16 protein-coding genes are annotated in these 15,708 nt (G+C 70.6%); 5 read left to right on the top strand and 11 right to left on the bottom strand.

What is annotated here, in order from left to right; all coding sequences use genetic code 11:
* Window positions 1-121 precede the first annotated feature (121 nt).
* On the top strand, window positions 122-901 hold the full coding sequence (locus tag BX283_RS37175) for a hypothetical protein (RefSeq protein WP_143676570.1): 780 nt from the start codon (window positions 122-124) through the stop codon (window positions 899-901).
* A gap of 179 nt (window positions 902-1,080) precedes the next feature.
* Here the strand turns inward: BX283_RS37175 and BX283_RS37170 are convergent, their stop codons facing one another.
* The 10 genes from BX283_RS37170 to BX283_RS37125 all read right to left on the bottom strand — a co-directional run bounded on the left by BX283_RS37170 (window position 1,081) and on the right by BX283_RS37125 (window position 9,911).
* Window positions 1,081-1,668 carry a TetR/AcrR family transcriptional regulator gene (locus BX283_RS37170; RefSeq protein WP_101391776.1) on the bottom strand — a complete coding sequence of 196 codons (588 nt, stop codon included), beginning with the start codon at window positions 1,666-1,668 and terminating at the stop codon, window positions 1,081-1,083.
* Between the two features lie 57 nt (window positions 1,669-1,725).
* Entirely contained in the window at window positions 1,726-2,925 is a 1,200-nt protein-coding gene (locus tag BX283_RS37165) for a winged helix DNA-binding domain-containing protein (RefSeq protein ID WP_101391775.1), read from the bottom strand.
* 92 nt (window positions 2,926-3,017) lie between these two features.
* Window positions 3,018-3,449 carry a VOC family protein gene (locus tag BX283_RS37160; RefSeq protein WP_257584144.1) on the bottom strand — a complete coding sequence of 144 codons (432 nt, stop codon included), beginning with the start codon at window positions 3,447-3,449 and terminating at the stop codon, window positions 3,018-3,020.
* Complete coding sequence (locus BX283_RS37155) at window positions 3,446-3,832, bottom strand: VOC family protein (RefSeq protein ID WP_101391774.1); 387 nt, start codon at window positions 3,830-3,832, stop codon at window positions 3,446-3,448. Before BX283_RS37155 ends, BX283_RS37160 begins: the two co-directional genes overlap by 4 nt.
* 347 nt (window positions 3,833-4,179) lie before the next feature.
* A complete protein-coding gene (locus tag BX283_RS37150; protein ID WP_101391773.1) occupies window positions 4,180-5,196 on the bottom strand; it encodes a pyridoxal-phosphate dependent enzyme in 1,017 nt (338 codons plus the stop codon).
* The gene (locus BX283_RS37145; RefSeq protein ID WP_101391772.1) at window positions 5,109-6,134 is read right to left on the bottom strand and encodes a GHMP kinase; all 1,026 of its coding nucleotides are present in this window, start codon (window positions 6,132-6,134) and stop codon (window positions 5,109-5,111) included. The genes BX283_RS37150 and BX283_RS37145 overlap by 88 nt, the downstream gene beginning before the upstream one ends.
* Window positions 6,131-6,937, bottom strand: a complete 807-nt coding sequence (locus BX283_RS37140) for a Rossmann-like domain-containing protein (RefSeq protein ID WP_101391771.1) — start codon at window positions 6,935-6,937, stop codon at window positions 6,131-6,133. Before BX283_RS37140 ends, BX283_RS37145 begins: the two co-directional genes overlap by 4 nt.
* Window positions 6,912-7,754: an ABC transporter ATP-binding protein gene (locus tag BX283_RS37135; protein ID WP_306822843.1), complete on the bottom strand. Its 843-nt coding sequence runs from the start codon at window positions 7,752-7,754 to the stop codon at window positions 6,912-6,914. Before BX283_RS37135 ends, BX283_RS37140 begins: the two co-directional genes overlap by 26 nt.
* The gene (locus BX283_RS37130) at window positions 7,748-8,899 is read right to left on the bottom strand and encodes an iron ABC transporter permease (protein ID WP_101391770.1); all 1,152 of its coding nucleotides are present in this window, start codon (window positions 8,897-8,899) and stop codon (window positions 7,748-7,750) included. The genes BX283_RS37135 and BX283_RS37130 overlap by 7 nt, the downstream gene beginning before the upstream one ends.
* Window positions 8,889-9,911, bottom strand: coding sequence for an ABC transporter substrate-binding protein (locus BX283_RS37125; protein ID WP_101391769.1), 1,023 nt, complete (start codon window positions 9,909-9,911; stop codon window positions 8,889-8,891). Before BX283_RS37125 ends, BX283_RS37130 begins: the two co-directional genes overlap by 11 nt.
* A 228-nt stretch (window positions 9,912-10,139) precedes the next feature.
* Between BX283_RS37125 and BX283_RS37120 the strand changes: the two genes are divergently transcribed.
* Window positions 10,140-11,375, top strand: coding sequence for an MFS transporter (locus tag BX283_RS37120; protein WP_101391768.1), 1,236 nt, complete (start codon window positions 10,140-10,142; stop codon window positions 11,373-11,375).
* A gap of 130 nt (window positions 11,376-11,505) precedes the next feature.
* Here BX283_RS37120 and BX283_RS37115 read toward each other — a convergent pair whose 3' ends face one another.
* Entirely contained in the window at window positions 11,506-11,934 is a 429-nt protein-coding gene (locus BX283_RS37115; protein WP_101392818.1) for an OsmC family protein, read from the bottom strand.
* Window positions 11,935-12,127: 193 nt separating this feature from the next.
* Between BX283_RS37115 and BX283_RS37110 the strand changes: the two genes are divergently transcribed.
* The 3 genes from BX283_RS37110 to BX283_RS37095 all read left to right on the top strand — a co-directional run bounded on the left by BX283_RS37110 (window position 12,128) and on the right by BX283_RS37095 (window position 15,642).
* Window positions 12,128-12,523 (top strand): PPOX class F420-dependent oxidoreductase, encoded by a 396-nt coding sequence (locus BX283_RS37110; protein WP_101391767.1) that lies wholly within the window; start codon window positions 12,128-12,130, stop codon window positions 12,521-12,523.
* Between the two features lie 292 nt (window positions 12,524-12,815).
* Window positions 12,816-13,256 carry a VOC family protein gene (locus BX283_RS37105; protein WP_101391766.1) on the top strand — a complete coding sequence of 147 codons (441 nt, stop codon included), beginning with the start codon at window positions 12,816-12,818 and terminating at the stop codon, window positions 13,254-13,256.
* Window positions 13,257-13,986: 730 nt separating this feature from the next.
* Window positions 13,987-15,642, top strand: a complete 1,656-nt coding sequence (locus BX283_RS37095) for a cytosine permease (RefSeq protein WP_101391764.1) — start codon at window positions 13,987-13,989, stop codon at window positions 15,640-15,642.
* Window positions 15,643-15,708 lie beyond the last annotated feature (66 nt).

Raw genomic sequence — 15,708 nt, 5'->3', positions numbered from 1 at the left:
GGCGCCTGGAGCGTGAACTGCGCCTTCCCCCGCTCCCCCGCCATCCGGCGGACCCTCGCACTCGAACTGGTCCCGCGCGGTTGCCCCGTACATCGGGGGCCGGGCGGAGAGGAGCCCTCTGATGTATGCGATTCCCCTGCGTCGCGGCATGGCCTGGGTGGCCGCCGTGGCGTTCATGTCCATCGGGGTTGTCGGACTTTCGGCCACGACCGCTTCCGCGCTGCCCGCGCAGTGCACAGGCTCGGAGACCAACGGCAACGACACCATCAACTGCCCGTTCCTGCTGCCCGGCCAGACCATCAACAGCCTCGGTGGCAACGACACGATCACCATCGTGGCGAACGCCAGCGGCAATGTGAACTCCGGCGCCGGGAACGACTTCATCTCGGCGGGCAGCGCGGACGGCGCGGCGTTCGACACCGGGATCGGCGACGACACGGTCCAAGTCCTCGGCAACTCCCTCGGCACGATCAGTACGGGCGGCGGCGACGACCGCGTCACCGTGACCGGCAACGACTCCGGCACTATCAACACCGCCGACGGAGCCGACCGTGTCACCGTTCTCGGCACGGTACTCGCGGACGAGATGCACCTCGGCTCCGGAGGGGACTTCGCCAACCTCAGCACCGTCAGCCTCAGCGACGCCGCCAGCATCCACGGCGACGACGGTGACGACAACTTCACCGTCGGCGTCTGCACCCTCAGCACGCTGGCGGGCGAGGGCGGCGGCGACACCATCGACGTCGTCGACGCCAACGACTGCACGGTCGCGGGCGGGGCGGGCAACGACAACCTCCACGTAGGCGCGGAGGCTACCGGCACCGTGGACGGCGGTGGCGGCATGGACACCTGCTCCGAGGACGTACCCTTCCTCGGGGCCGAGAGCAACTGCGAGATCTGAGCCCCTAGCCCGGCGGCCTCTCCCCGCCCCGCGCGGTGCTGGAGAGGCCTACCGGTCCCCGGTATGTGCCAAAGGTGAGCTCCGAGGTCCGGGCTGCCGCCGCCGAATGCTCTCGGTACGGCTGACAAGTCTCTCGGCCACGGAAGCATCGACCATCGACGATCGCCCCCGCCGGACCATCAGGCGGGGGCATCGTGCGGGTTGGGGGTGATGACGCGGCGGAGGATGTCCTCGACCTCGTCCCGGGTGGGGGGTTGGGTGCTGGCCAGGCCGCGCAGGGTGAGTCCGTTCATGGTGGCGGTGGCGGCGCGGGCCGTGGTCTCGTCGACGTAACCCGTCAGGAGGCCGGTGGTGGTCTGGGTGTACTGGTCGACGATGGGGCGCAGCGCCGGGCGGCGCAGGGCCGCGACGTAGAGTTCCAGTTCCACGGTCTCGGCGTCGCGGTTGGGCCCGAAGCAGCTCATGAGGACGTCCGTGAGCAACACCACGAGCTGGTTGCTGGTCAGGGTCGGCCGGTTGGCGGCCCACTCTTTGAGGGTGGTGGCGTAGCGCTGGTAGGCGCGTTCCAGGGCGGCCTGGATGAGGTCGTCCTTGGTGGCGAAGTGGTACGTGGTGGCCCCCAGCGGCACACCGGCCTCTGCGGCGACGGCCCGGTGGGTCAGTCCTTCGATGCCGCGGGCGGCGATGACGCGCTCGGTGGCCTCGGCGATCTCCGCGATTCTGCGCTGCGGGTCCCGGCGGCGCCGGGCGGGCTGGTCGGCGGCCATGGCGGCAAGGCCTCTTTTCGCGGTCGGAGGAAGGCTTACGGCGTGCGGCAACCGATCCTATGCGCGGTCGGCGTGCGGTGGTCGCAGTGGTTGGGCGGCCAGGTCGCGTTCGAGTGGGGTGCGGTAGCAGGGGGTGACGCGGGTGGTACCGAGGAAGGCGGTCAGGCAGTCGATCTCGGTGCTGATGGCTGTGCGGGCCGCGGCGCCTGGGTCGGTGAACAGGTGGTGGTTGATGTGGCCGTCGCGGTGCTGGGCCCAGGCCCCGATGACGGCTCCGTTCCACCAGAGGGTGGGTCCGATGTTGCCGTTGCGGTCGAACAGGGCCTTGGTGTAGGCGGGTTCGAGGTAGAAGGCGCGGTGGCGCCAACCCATGGGGGTGGAGTCCAGGCCGGGCAGCAGCGCTGCCGCGGGCTCGGGCTCCGGAGCGGGCTCGGTGTCGTCGGCCAGGAGGTAGCCGGTCCCTTCGTCCAGGGCTACTTCGACGGCGCCGACGGCCGCGAGGGCTTTGCGGGTGAGCGTCATGCTCCACCCGGTCCACCACTTGAGGTCATCGGCCGTCGCGGGGCCGAAGGCGGCGAGATAGCGGCGGGCCAGCTCGGCCTGGGCTGCCGGGGCGGGGAGTTCTGGCAGAGGGTCGGCAGTCGTCCAGCGGAACTGCGCGGAGGTCCATGACCCCGCCGGGCGTGTCCGGCGCACACGGCCTTCTGCGGCGAGCACCCCCAGGACGGTGGCGCACACACGCTGGCGGGACTCGTACGGCTTCCCTGGGAAGGTGACGATCTGCTCGGCCAGGTCGGCTACGTCGGCGGCGAGTTCGGCGGCGGTGGCTTCCCCGCGTGTGGCGAGGGCGGCCAGTAGGTCGTCTTCGGCCCTCGTGTAGCGGGCTTGGCCCCAGCCGGCCGCCTCACCGAGTCGCTTGACCGCCTCGGGTCGGTGGCGGTGGGGGTCCTTGACGGCAGCGGCCTGGATCACCGGTGCGAGCTCGGCGGGGACGGCGAACATGGTGCGGCGCATGCACCGCAGGCGCGTCATCGCCGCCGGGTCGTACAGGGCACGGTCGATGCCGTCCACCGTCGGGGCGTGCATGCGGGTCGCGGCGCCGAGGAAGACGGTGGCCGGGTCCGTCGCGTGAAGGCCGATCAGCGCCTGTGCGACGTCCTGGGCCCCGGACACCCTGGTGTCAGGAGCCAGGAGGTGCCGACGGGCCAGACGGGCACGGCGCTCCGCGGGAGTGACGCGGCGCAGGGCGGCAGACATCGGACTGCTTTCTCGTACGAGGACGGTGGGCGGTTGGTGGTGGGCGTCGGATTCCCGCGTCGATGAGTGGTGCGGCAAACGGACCACGACCGCTACCGCGTCCAGTTGGCGTGGGGACTGAGGCAGAACGGCTGGCCGGAGGGGTCAAGCAGCACCGTCCAGCCAGTACCGGGCTGGTGGTCGGGCCTGGTCGCGCCCAGTTCGAGCAGCCGCTTCTCGGCCGCCTCGACGTCCTCGAACGAGACGTCGAGATGAAAGACCAACTCGTCCTGCGGCCAGGCGGGGGGCTTGAAATTGTGGGCGGTGTAGAAGACGTACGACGTCGTGCCGTCACTGATCATCGCGGCGTCCTCGCCGAAGGTCTGCACGACCTCCCAGCCCAGGGCGGCCGCCCAGAACCGGGCGAGTTCGTGGCCGTTGTGCCCCCAGTAGGCCGAGCAGCGCACCAGGCCCGTGGGCCGGGCCTGGCTCTGCGTCCCCTGCGCGGGATTCGCGGCGTTCACGGCATTCACGGCGGCCGTCACCAGGTCTGCTTCTGGGTGACGCCGATGACGTAACCGTTGGGGTCGGAGAAGTAGAAGAGTTTCTGCCCGTGGTGCTCCATCGTGTCCTTCTGGACGGTCACCAGGGGGCGGATCTTCTTGACGTAGGTGTCGAAGTCGTCGACGGCCAGGTAGAACATGCCGAACGCGCCGACCGGGGTGTCCTTGAGGACCGGCAGCCAGTCGCGCAGGTGCTCCTCGCGGTAGACCATGAGGGCGAACTCGCCCTCGAAGAGCAGGATGCGGATGTCGTCATTGGGGTCACCGCCTGCGGGCAGGGCGGTGAAGCCGAGCTTCTCGTAGAAGTCGACGGCCGCCTGCGTGTCGGGGACGCCCAGGCACGGGGAGATCGCGGGAGCCTTCATCAGTGGTCATTCCTTCAGGAGAGGCGCAGACACACCGGCACTCGGCAGTGGCGGAGGTCTGGCCGTGGACGGTCGGGGTCCGAGAGCGGAACGAGCCCCGCTCCGAACGAGCAGTACATATGTACTGTAGCTCGTTCCGGGGAACCGCGCAATACGGACATTAGCCGCGCCCGCTTGCCGTGTCGCGCCAGTGAGTGCGGCCCCCAGCGCCCACCCCAGCACTCGGCGACAGCCATCCCATACTTGTACACCCGTACATTTACGGTTCAAAGCAGGCCTGGTTCAAAGCAGGCCTGTCTACGCCCTCCGCACCCTCCTGACCGGCACCTATCCGGAAAGGGCGAGGCTCAATGAACCTTCTCCCGGTTGCTCTCCAAACTTGCCCGGCTCCAGGCCATACGTGACCACGGCAGCGCCAGGTCCTCGGCGGATGCCACAGCGTGGGGTCTGAGGCCGGAGGGGGCGAGCGCCTCCCGGTGCCGGGCGAAGACCGTGTCGACGTATCGGTGTCCGGTGTCCGCGGCGATGAAGACGACCGTACGGGTGGGGGCCTGCGCGCGTTCCCATCGGGCCGCCAGGTAGCCCGCTCCGGTCGAGAGGCCCGCGAAGAGCGCGTGCGAGCGCAGCAGATCGATGCCGGCTGCGCGCGCCGCCTCGAAACCGATCCAGTGGATGGTGTCGTACGCCGCGTGGGAGACGTTGCCGAAGGGGATCGAGCTGCCGATCCCGGCGATGATGATGTCCGGGTCGGTGAGGTGTTCGGCGCCGAAGGTGACGCTTCCGAAGGGCTGGACGCCGACGAGTTCGACGTCGGGGGTGTGTTCGCGCAGATAGCGGGCCAAGGCTCCGGTCGAGGCGCCGGAGCCGACGCCGCCCACCAGGGTGAGCGGGTGACCGCCGGTTTCCGCACGCAGCCGGTCGGCGATCGCCCGGTAGCCGAGGTAGTGGATGTCGTCGTGGTACTGGCGCATCCAGTAGTACTCGGGGTGTTCGCGCAGGATCTCGTGGATACGGGCCACGCGCCGTTCCTGGTCGAGTTTGAGGTCGGCGCTTGGCGGCATCTGCTCCAGTTCGGCCCCCAGGACCGCGAGTTGGGTGCGCAGGGTGCGGTCGACGGTGGTGGAGCCGACGATGTGGCAGCGCATGCCGTAGCGGTGGCAGGCGAGTGCGAGGGCGTAGGCATAGATGCCGCTGGAGCTGTCCAGGAGGGTGTCGCCGGGGCGTACGGCGCCGGTGTCGCGTAGGTGACGGACCGCTGCCATGGCGGAGACCACCTTCATGGTTTCGAAGCGGAGGCAGATGAGGCGGTCGTCGAGGCGTATGAGGTCGGGGCGGCCGATCGCTTCGGCGATGTGGGTGTCCATGCGGGTTCCTGTGGGGTGGGAGGGAGGTGGAAGGTGCGGGTGGCGGGGATGCCTGCCTGCGCCAGGGCGGATCTGCAGCCGTGGAGCCGGTGTGGGAGTGCGCGGGCGGCGGGGTCGAAGAGGAGTCCGGCCACGTTGCCGCTGTGGGCGATCTGCACGCCGACGGCGCCGCTGTGCCAGGCGATGCGCAGGAGGGTGGGGAACTCGGGGTGCGGTAGGTGTTGTTGGCCCAGCCGGGCGCTGTGGGTGCTGACGTAGCCGAGCAGTGCGGTGTCCTGGTGCGTGATGGCGAGGCGGAGCAGGTTCCGCAGCCGCGCGTAGGCGCCGACGTCGCCTTCTTGGTAGGTGCGTCGGGGTAGTGCGAGGGTGTCGATGGGGCGGCCGCCGCCGAGGGTGCAGCCGACGACGATCGCCGGGGGCAGGGCCGGGCCGAGTGTCTCCAGGACGTGGCCGTCGCGCTGGGCGAAGAGCACCGGGCGCCCGTCCAGCATCAGCGGGTCGCAGGCCCGTTCGGCGCGGACGGCCAGAGCGGCGACGGTCTGCTGGGTGAGGTGGAGGCCGTGGGCGTCGGCGACCGCGCGGATCGAGGCGAGGACGTCGCTGGTGGATGAGCCCATGCCCAGGCCCACCGGGATGTCGCCGTCCAGGTGCAGTTCACCGCCGCAGACCGCGCCCGTGCAGCACTCGGCCAGGACCAGAGCCGCGGCGCGCAGGGCCTTCGTGCGGCCGGGCGGGCTGACCGACAGGGCCTCGCGTGGGGTGCCTGGGCGGGGCAGGAACCGCGCCCGGGTACCGAGGCCGTACATCGGCAGCGTGACCAGGCCCTCGCGCGGCCTGCCCTGGGCGTCGAGGAAGAGTCCCTGGAGGATCTCGCCGTGGTGGCAGTGGGCCTGCCCGGCGCCGGGAGCAGCGCCGGTCGCGTGGGGCGTGGGGCTCACCGGCGGCCCTGCGAGCGGTAGCGGTACAGGGCCGTCTCGTCCGCGCTGAACTGCGAGAAGGGGAAAGGTTCCGCGGACAGTGCGCTCACCCCTCGGCCCAGGAAGGCGCGGGCGACCGCGCTTCCGGTCTGGGCGTACACCACCAGGGGTATTCCGCGGGCCCGGCAGCGCTGGACGATCGTGTCGAAGGAGCCGTTGCTCAGGGTCATACCGGTCGCCACGACGGCGTCCGCCGCGCCGAGCACCTCCTCCATGTCGTCGGTGACGCTCTCGCCCCACTGGGTGGCGCGCAGGTTGAGATCGCACGGCAGGGGCACGCCTCCCCGGTTGCGGATGGCTGCGAGCAGCGGGTTGACCACGCCGATCAGGGCGACCTTGGCGCCGTCGGCGATGTCGAGCAGCCCGGCTATCGCCGCGTCCCTGGCCCGAGCGCGCACTTCGGGCGGCCCGGCGGGCAGGGTGACCGGCTCGGCGTGCGGGGCCTCTCGGTGCGGGGCGGTCTCGGCGAGGTAGGCGTCGAGTGCGGCGATCCGCAACGGCAGCGGACCCTGGCGCAGCAGCGCGGCGAGGGAAGTGCCGGAGCTCTCCCCGCAGATGGCCGGATCGATCTCTCCGGCCTCGAAGGCGCAGGCTCCGAAGGACGCGCCGAGGCGGACCAGGACGTACTGGTTGAGGTAGGTGGTGGTGCCGCCCTTGAGGCGGGTGCCGTGGTGGATCCAGAAGACGCTGGTGGCCATCAGCTCGTCCGGGTCGGGGCCGTGTTCACCCTTGAGTACGTCACGGATGAGGCTGTCGACGTTCATGTCTTCTCTCTCTTCGGGAAGTTGGGGGCGCCGGAGCGGTCTCCGGCCGGGGCAGGGGGCCGTGGTAGGTGACGGCGGTCCGTCCCAGGGGGTCGGGGCCGATCCGCGCGTCGACTTCGAAGACCTCGGCGAGGCGGGCCGGGGTCAGGACGTCGTCGGGTGGACCGTCGGCGATCAGGCGGCCGTGGTGGAGGAGGAGCAGCCGGTCGCAGTAGCGGGCGGCCAGGGACAGGTCGTGCAGGGCGACCAGAACGGTCCGGTCGGTGGTGGCGAGCAGGTGCAGCAGCTCCAGCTGGTGTTTGACGTCCAGGTGGTTGGTCGGCTCGTCCAGGAGGATCGCGTCCGGCTGCTGGGCCAGGGCCCGTGCCAGATGGGCGCGTTGGCGTTCGCCGCCGGACAGTTCCTTCCACGGGCGTGCGGCCAGGTCGGCCAGGCCCAGGCGGTCAAGGGCGGCAGCGACGATCGCCATGTCGTGGGCACCGAGGCCGCGCCAGCGGTTCTGGAAGGGCGTGCGGCCGAGCCCGACCACGTCGAGGACCCGCAGTTCGCTGTCGGTCTCGCTGCTCTGCTCGACGAAGGCGAGGCGCTGGGCGATGCGGCGGGCGCCGAGGCCGTGGATCGCCTGCCCGCCGTGGTGGACCTGCCCGGCGCTGGGCGTACGCAGCCCGGCCAGGCAGCGCAGCAGCGAGGACTTGCCCGAGCCGTTGGGTCCGATGAGGCCCACCGTCTCGCCCTCGGCGATGTCCAGGTCGACGCCGTCCACGACGGTCACGCCGCCGGCGCGCCAGGTGAGCCCTTCGGCGGTGATCCTCACCATTGCCCCCGCTTGCGCAGGACGAGCAGGAACAGCGGTGCGCCGAGCAGCGCCGTGAACACACCGACGGGCACCTCCTGCGGGGTGAACGCGACCCGGGCGAGCGCGTCGGTCCACACCAGGAAGACCGCGCCGAGCAGGGCCGAGAACGGCAGCAGCACCCGGTGCAGCGGGCCGACGAGGAACCGTACGAGATGCGGAACGATCAGTCCCACGAAGCCGATCTGCCCCACCGCCGCCACGGCCACCGCGGTCATCAGGGACGTCACCACCAGGAGCGCGGTGCCCGTCGCCCGTACGTCGATGCCGAGTGAGGCCGCGGTGTCGGCGCCGAACGCGTAGCTGTCCAGGGCCGTCGCACGCGCGCACAGCACGGCCAGGGCGGCCGCGGTCACCGGGGCGCAGACGGCCACGGCGTCCCAGCGGGCCGGGGTCATGGAGCCCAGCAGCCACTGGGTGATCGCCCGCATCATCTCGCCGTCGCCCGAGGCCATCAGGATCAGCGAGGTCAGGGCGGTGAACAGCTGGGCCACGACCACCCCGGTGAGCGTGAGGCGCACCGAGTCGAGGCCGTTGCGGCCAAGGAGGAGCATCAGCAGTCCGAAGGAGCACAGGGCCCCGGCGAACGCCCCGCCGGCCACGCCGAGCGAACCGGCACCCAGGCCCAGGACGACGACGGCGACCGCGCCGGTGGAAGCACCCGAGGAGATCCCCAGGAGGTAGGGGTCGGCGAGTGCGTTGCGGGTGACGGCCTGCAGTGCGGCTCCGCACACCGCGAGCGCGGCCCCCACGCAGGCCGCCAGCAGGACGCGCGGGATTCGCAGCTCCCACACGAGCGAGTCGGCCAGCGGCGGCAGCGCCGCGACGTCCAGGCCGGTGTGGGCGCCGATGGTGCGCAGCAGGTCGGCGTAGCTGACGTCGGTGGTGCCGATGCGGACCGAGGCGGCCATGGAGACGAGCAGGACCGCGAGAGCCAGCAGCAGGAGCACTCCGGTGGGAACGGCCCGGGTGTGCGCGCCCGCACGCGGCCGCGCCAGGGCGAAGACCCGCCGCCCCGGAGTGGCTGGTGGCACGGCGCCCAGGGGCTGGGGCCGGCCGGCACCAGCGGTGGGCCGGGCGTCCGTGCCGGCTTCCCGGCTAGCGGACATAGCCGAGCTCCTTCATCCCGGCGGTCAGGCGCGGCAGGGCGCTGACGGCGCGTACGGAGGGGTCCATCTCGGTGCCCGGGATCTCGATGACGCGCTGGTGGGTGAAGGCGTCGAGCTTGGACATCAGCGGGTCGGCGCGCATGGCCTTGACCTTGTCGGCAGCGCTGTCACCGGGCTTGCCCCGCTCGGAGAGGTCACCTACGACGATGACGTCCGGGTTGCGGGAGGCTATCTGCTCCCAGCTGACCGCGGGCCAGTCCTCGTCGACGTCGTCGAAGACGTTCCTGGCGCCGACCAGTCGGCTCATCTCGCTCGGCACGGCGCTCCGGCCCGCGACGTAGGGGGTGTCGCCGTAGACGGAGTAGACCCAGACGATCCTCGGCTCGCCCCTGACCCGGCCCGCGGTCCGGGCGGCCCGGTCCAGGACGGCCCGCTGCTCCTTGACGAGGCGGGCGGCGCGGTCCTGGACGCCGAAGACCGTGCCGAGTGCGGTGTAGTCCTGGAACAGCAGGTCGAAGGGCGACTTGCCTGCCTGGTTGTGCTTCGGGCAGTCAACCGCGCTGACGTAGGAGGGCAGTCCCAGCCGGGCCAGCTCCTCCCGGGTGCCGACGCGGTCCTTGGTGAAGTAGTCGGTGAACCCGGCGACGGCGAGGTCCGGGGCGGCGGCGCGCAGCTGCTCGCTGCTGAGGATCTTGGGGCTGAGTACGGGGACTTGGGCGTAGGCGTCCCGGTACTCGGGGGCGATCTTCGTTTTGAGGTTGGAGGTGCCGGCCATCCGCTGGTGCAGTCCCAGGGCCAGCAGGACCTCCGCCGAGGACTGGTCGAGGGCGACGGCCCGCTGTGGCGCGGCGTGGAACGAGAGCTCCCGCCCACAGCTGCGCACCGTCGTCTTACGGGCTTCGGTCTTCTTGTCCGCCGTGTCACCGCTGTTGGTGTGACCGGCGGTGGTGCCGCAGCCGACGGCGGCTAGGGCGAGGGCCAGGGCGGCGATTCCGAGGCGGGCAGGGCGCATGGATCCTCCGGGAGAACGCGTAGGGGCAGCGGGAGTCGCACGTACGGCACAGAGCCACGGCAGACCCCGCATGACGGGGAGCGATGAAACGACGATACAGTAATGACAATCATTTTCATCAACTGGCTGAGACCCCGCCCGCCCCCGTGCCGCTCCGGCCCCTTCGCCCGCCCCAACAGGACATCTCCGCACGGGAGTTGAGGGCGCCAACTGAAAGGAACAGCCGCCGTGACCACCACACCCGCCCGGACGTTCACGACAAAGAGGACTCCAGATACCCGGTCCGTTCTGCGCGAGGCAGCCTTCCTCCGCCTCTGGTCCGCGACCACCGCCTCCGGGCTCGCCACCTGGGCACTGCCCTTCGTCCTCGGTCTCGCCGTACTGGACCGCACCATCACCGCCGCCACCCTCGGTCTGCTGCTCGCGGCGCGCACGACCGGGTTCCTCCTGGCCGTCACCATCGGCGGCGTCCTCGCCGACCGGTACTCCCGCCGGGCGGTGGTGGCCTGGGCCGGACTCGCCGCAGCCGCCGCAACACCGCTGCTCGCCTGGGGCCTGGGCCGCTCCCCGGTGCTCACGGCGGGAGCGGCTCTGGTGGCGGGAGCCGGACAGGGGGCCTGCCGGCCCGCGTTCCAGGCGCTCACCGCCGAGGTTGTCGGCGCCGAGCGACGCCAGCAGGCCAACGCCGCGATGACGTTGGCGGTCCGCGCCACCACGCTCGGCGGCCCCTCCCTCACCGCCCTGCTCGCCCTCTGGCTCGACACCAGGACCCTGCTGCTCGCCATCGGTGCGCTCTGGCTGGTCGCCGCGCTGGTCCCGGGCCCCGGTGCCCCCCGGTCCGCGACCCGTACGGCCGAAGGCTCATCCTTCCTCGGCGAGTTCACCGAGGGTCTGCGTGAGGCACGGCGCCACCCGTGGTTCCTCGCCGGTCTCGGGGCCCTCACCACGGTCATCGCCACCGGCTACTCGGCGACCGGTGTCGCCCTGCCGCTCATCAGCCGCGACCGCTACGGCACCCAGTGGGTGCTCGCCGCGGCGATGACCGCCTACACCCTGGGCGCTCTCGCCGGCGCCCTCCTCATCGCCCGTCTCCGCCCGCGCGCACCGGGATGGGCGGCCCTGGCGGGACTCGGCTGCTATGGATTCGCGCCGCTCAGCCTGGTCTTCGACGTGCCGCCCGCCGTCGTGATCACGGCATACGTCCTGGCCGGGCTCGGCATCGAACTGTTCAACGTGCCCTGGTTCACGGCCACACAGCGCGAGGTCGCCCCCGACAAACTGGCGCGGGTCTCCGCCCTCGACTTCCTGCTGTCCTACGGTCTGGCCCCGGCCGCTCTGGCCCTGATGGCACCGGCGATCGACGCCCTGGGCACCCGTACCGTCCTCGCGGCCTGCGCGGTGCTGTGCTTCGCCGCACCGGCGACCGCGGCGCTGGTGCCCAGCAGCCGGGACTTCTCACGATAGGCGGACCGCCCGGTGCCCAAGCCATGACGCACGGCCCCGAGGCCCGCACCCACCGCTGACGCGGACGCGAAGGCGGTCTGAGGAGACGAGCCGGTGTGCGCGGTTGATTGGGCCCCGTGCTCCGCGTGTGTCAGACGTCGGTGACGGTGACAGCGACCGGCGTGCCGGCCTCAATCGTGCGGCTGACCGTACAGAGCCGGTCGTGGGACGTCTTGACCGCTCGGGGAAGGATCGCCCGGGCGCGGTCACCCAACTCCCCCTCGGGGAAATCGACGGTGAAGGTGACCTCAAGGTCGGTCAACCGGTTGCCGGACTCGTCCTCAACCTTGTTGCCGGTCACCGTCACACGAAAGGTGCCGGGTTCCGCGTGGCGGCTGGTGGCGACGTCCACGTCAGCGGCGGTGCAGCCGCCGATCGCGGCCAGGAGGAGCTCGACCGGGGTGAAGTCCGCGCCCGAGCCGGTACCGAAGTCCACCGTGCCCCCACGGGCGTTGGTCGCGGTGAATCGGCCGAGCCCGGTCCGCTCCACGCTGACGGATCGCAGCAAGTCGGAAGTCATGGGCACGAGAATAGCGATACGCCGCACCAGCGGCCCGTACGCCACGGGAACCACTCCGGGACCCTACTGAAAGATATGAAAGGAAGAGGAAGCTGGAGTACCACCGACTCGCCCCTGCGGCGGGAAGGAATCAGGCCTCGCCTCTGTTCTGAGCAGGTAGTGAACTCAAGGTGCTCAACAGGAGGTTGAAGCTGTGTCAGTGACGTTCAACGAGGAGACGCGCAAACTGCTGGACGGCAGGAACTTCGCCACCGTCGCGACCCTGAACCGGGACGGCGGGCCGCAGACCTCGGTGGTCTGGATCGCACGGGACGGAGACGCCGTGCTGTTCTCCACCACGGCGGGGCGGCAGAAGGCGCGCAACCTCGCCCGGGACCCACGGATCAGCCTCACCGTCTTCGACACCGCGAACCCGTACCAGTCCATAGACATCCGCGGCACGGCCGAACTGATCGAAGACCGGGAGAAGTCGCTGCCGCGCGAGCTCTCTCATAAGTACCTCGGCGAGGACCCGCCGGCCGAACCGGAAGAGATTCTACGGCTCGTCGTCCGAGTGACGCCGCAGAAGGTCACCGGCTTCTCTCTCTGAGGCCCGCGCCCGCGTGCGCCAGGGGCCGACTCGGCACAGTCATTGTCGAGCCGACTCGTCCACCGGCCAGGACCGTTCCGCGCCCGCCTGCGCCGCACGCCCGCTCCGAGGTGGGGCTCGGCGCGCGGGCCTGCCGTACCGGTGCTGAGGCGCGATCCAGATATCTTTCGGAGTTCGGAGTTCGGAGTTCGGAGTTCGGTGGCTGGCGGATGTCGAGAACGTGCCACCGGCTCCGTCCCAGGGGTATCAGCGGCCACCACCGGAGCCGCCCGAGGAAGAAGGAGACGCCGGCATGGCGATTCAGCGGATGGACAACGTCGGCATCGTCGTCGAGGACATGGACGCCGCCATCGCGTTCTTCGTGGAACTCGGTATGGAACTGGAGGGCAGGGGGCAGGTCGAGGGCCTCTTCGCCGACCAGTGCACCGGACTCGACGGCGTCCGCTGCGACATCGCGATGGTCAAGACCCCGGACGGTCACAGCCGGCTTGAACTGGCGAAGTACCACAGCCCCGCGGCCATCATCGTCGAGCCGCGCAACCGGCCGCACAACATCGTGGGCACGCACCGCGTCATGTTCGCCGTCGACGACATCGAGGACACCGTTGCCCGCCTGCGCCCTCACGGCGCCGAACTCGTCGGCGAGATCGCCCGGTTCGAGGACAGCTATCTGCTCTGCTACCTCCGCGGCCCGGAGGGCATCATCGTCGGACTGGCCGAGCAACTGGGCTGATGGGGAGGAGCCGCGCCAGCGGTGGGACCGTCGCCTGCAAGATCGCTGGGGCGCCCCGCAGAGCCCGGCCAGGACGCGGCCATCGGTGAGCTCCCGGAAACGAGCAGTTCATAACTGGGGAGATCTCGGCGAAACAAGTGATTTCTAGCGTGTCCGCTCATGGACTCAGAGCCGCATACGCAGTCGGACACAGGGGACACACAGCTGGTGGCCCCCGTCGCACCTGCGGTCCGTCAGCGGGTTCCGCGCCACGCGGGGCGGTCTAGGCCCAGCTCCCCGAGGCCGTACTCGACGGCGAGTTCGGCCCTCGCGAGCGGCTGGCAACGATGCGGCTGACCGCGCGGTCCGGGCCTACGCGGACACCGGTACGCGAGTCGTCGGCCCGGCGATCCCCGACGCCGAACCGAGCCGCTCGTACGCAATGCGCAAGCGGCCACCGTCGACGGACCCGCGGTGCGTCATCCAGGACGAGAAGAGCCACACCGAACTCTCCCGCGCCTGTGGCAACCCCGCGCCAACGAGCCCGTGACCGTGACCGTCAGCGAGCACATCCGCACGGTACGAATGCAGCGCACCCTGACGCAGCTGGCGCCGCACGCCGACCGTCTCCCGAACCCCGAGGAGATCCGCCCCGGCTCCTCGAATCCCCGGCTGCCGACGACGCCGACCCGGGGGTGCCCCACCGCTCACCGCACCCAGCTCCGCCGCCGCACCCTCCGAAGGGCTGACCATGAGCACCACCGAGTCACCTCAGACAGCCACAGCGCCGCTCGCTCCTGCCAGCCAGGCGACCAAGGAGACCCTGGAGGACTACACCCTCCGCTTCGCGCCCCGCAGTTACCGCCGCTGGACCCCGATGGTGGTGGCGACCACGGCCCTCGGCGGCATCGCCTACATGGCCGACTTCTCCATCGGCGCCGGCATCGGCCTGGCCCACGGCACCGGCAACGCACTCGTGGCGATCACCGTGGCCGCCGTCGTCATCTTCATCACCGGCTTCCCCCTCGCCTACTACGGCGCCCGCTACAACATCGACCTGGACCTGATCACCCGCGGCTCGGGGTTCGGCTACTACGGCTCGGTCCTCACCAGCGTCATCTTCGCCAGCTTCACCTTCATCTTCTTCGCCCTCGAAGGCTCGATCATGGCCCAGGGCCTCAAGCTGGGCCTCGGACTCCCGCTCTGGCTGGGCTACCTGGTCTCCACACTGATGGTGATCCCGCTGGTGATCTACGGCATGAAGGCGCTCAGCAAGCTCCAGGTGTGGACCACCCCTGTGTGGCTGCTGCTGATGGTCGCCCCGCTGGCCTACCTCATCTCCACCGACCCGGGCACCGTCGACCGCTTCCTCACCTACGCGGGCACCGACGGCCACGGCGGTGTCAACGCCGCCTCCGTGCTCCTCGGCGCCGGCGTATGCCTCTCCCTCATCGCGCAGATCGGTGAGCAGATCGACTACCTGCGCTTCATGCCGCCCAAGACCGAGGCGAACAAGCGCACTTGGTGGACGGCGGTGGTCATGGCCGGACCCGGCTGGGTGGTGCTCGGCGCGCTCAAGCAGGCCATCGGCGTCTTCCTCGCCGTCTACATCCTGGCCAAGGCAGGCCCGACCTCGGCCACCGAACCGATCCAGCAGTTCCGTGGCGCCTTCGGCGCGATGATGCCGTCCTGGCTGGTCATGCCGCTGGCCGTGGCCCTCGTCGTGATCAGCCAGATCAAGATCAACGTGACCAACGCGTACTCCGGCTCACTCGCGTGGACCAACTCCTTCACCCGCGTCACCAAGCACTACCCCGGCCGCATGCTCTTCGTCCTGCTCAACCTGGGGTTCGCGCTCGCCCTGATGGAAGCCGACATGTTCAGCTTCCTCAACGACATCCTCGGCTTCTACTCGAACTGCGCGATCGCCTGGATCGTCACCGTCGCCACCGACATCGGCATCAACAAATACCTGCTGAAGCTCTCGCCGCTCCAGCCCGAGTTCCGCCGCGGCATGCTGTACGCCGTCAACCCGGTCGGAGTCGTGGCCTTCGTCGCAGCCTCCGGCCTGTCCATCGCGATGTACTTCCATGCCCTCGGCGACACCCTCCAGCCGTACTCCCCCGTCGCCGCGGCCGTCCTCGCCTTCGTCCTCACCCCGCTGATGGCCGTCGCGACCAAGGGCAAGTACTACCTGCGCCGCACCGACGACGGCATCGAGGAGCCGCTGCTCGACGCGGAGGGCAACCCGAGCCCGACGACGTACGACTGTCACGTCTGCCGCCAGCCGTACGAACGCCCCGACCTGGCGGCCTGCCAGACCCACGACGCGCACGTCTGCTCCCTGTGCCTGAGCACCGACAAGGTCGGCGACCACGTACTGCCCGCACAGCCGTCCGCCGCCTGACCAGACGGCCGGGCGGCGAGGACAACGCGGCCCGGCCGCCCACCTGGAGAGAAGCCCCGATCCACG

Origin of the sequence: Streptomyces sp. TLI_146, assembly GCF_002846415.1 — a bacterium.
Lineage (GTDB): Bacteria > Actinomycetota > Actinomycetes > Streptomycetales > Streptomycetaceae > Streptomyces.
The sequence above is the reverse complement of the archived record's forward strand: the minus strand, read 5'-3'. Positions and strand labels throughout refer to the sequence as shown.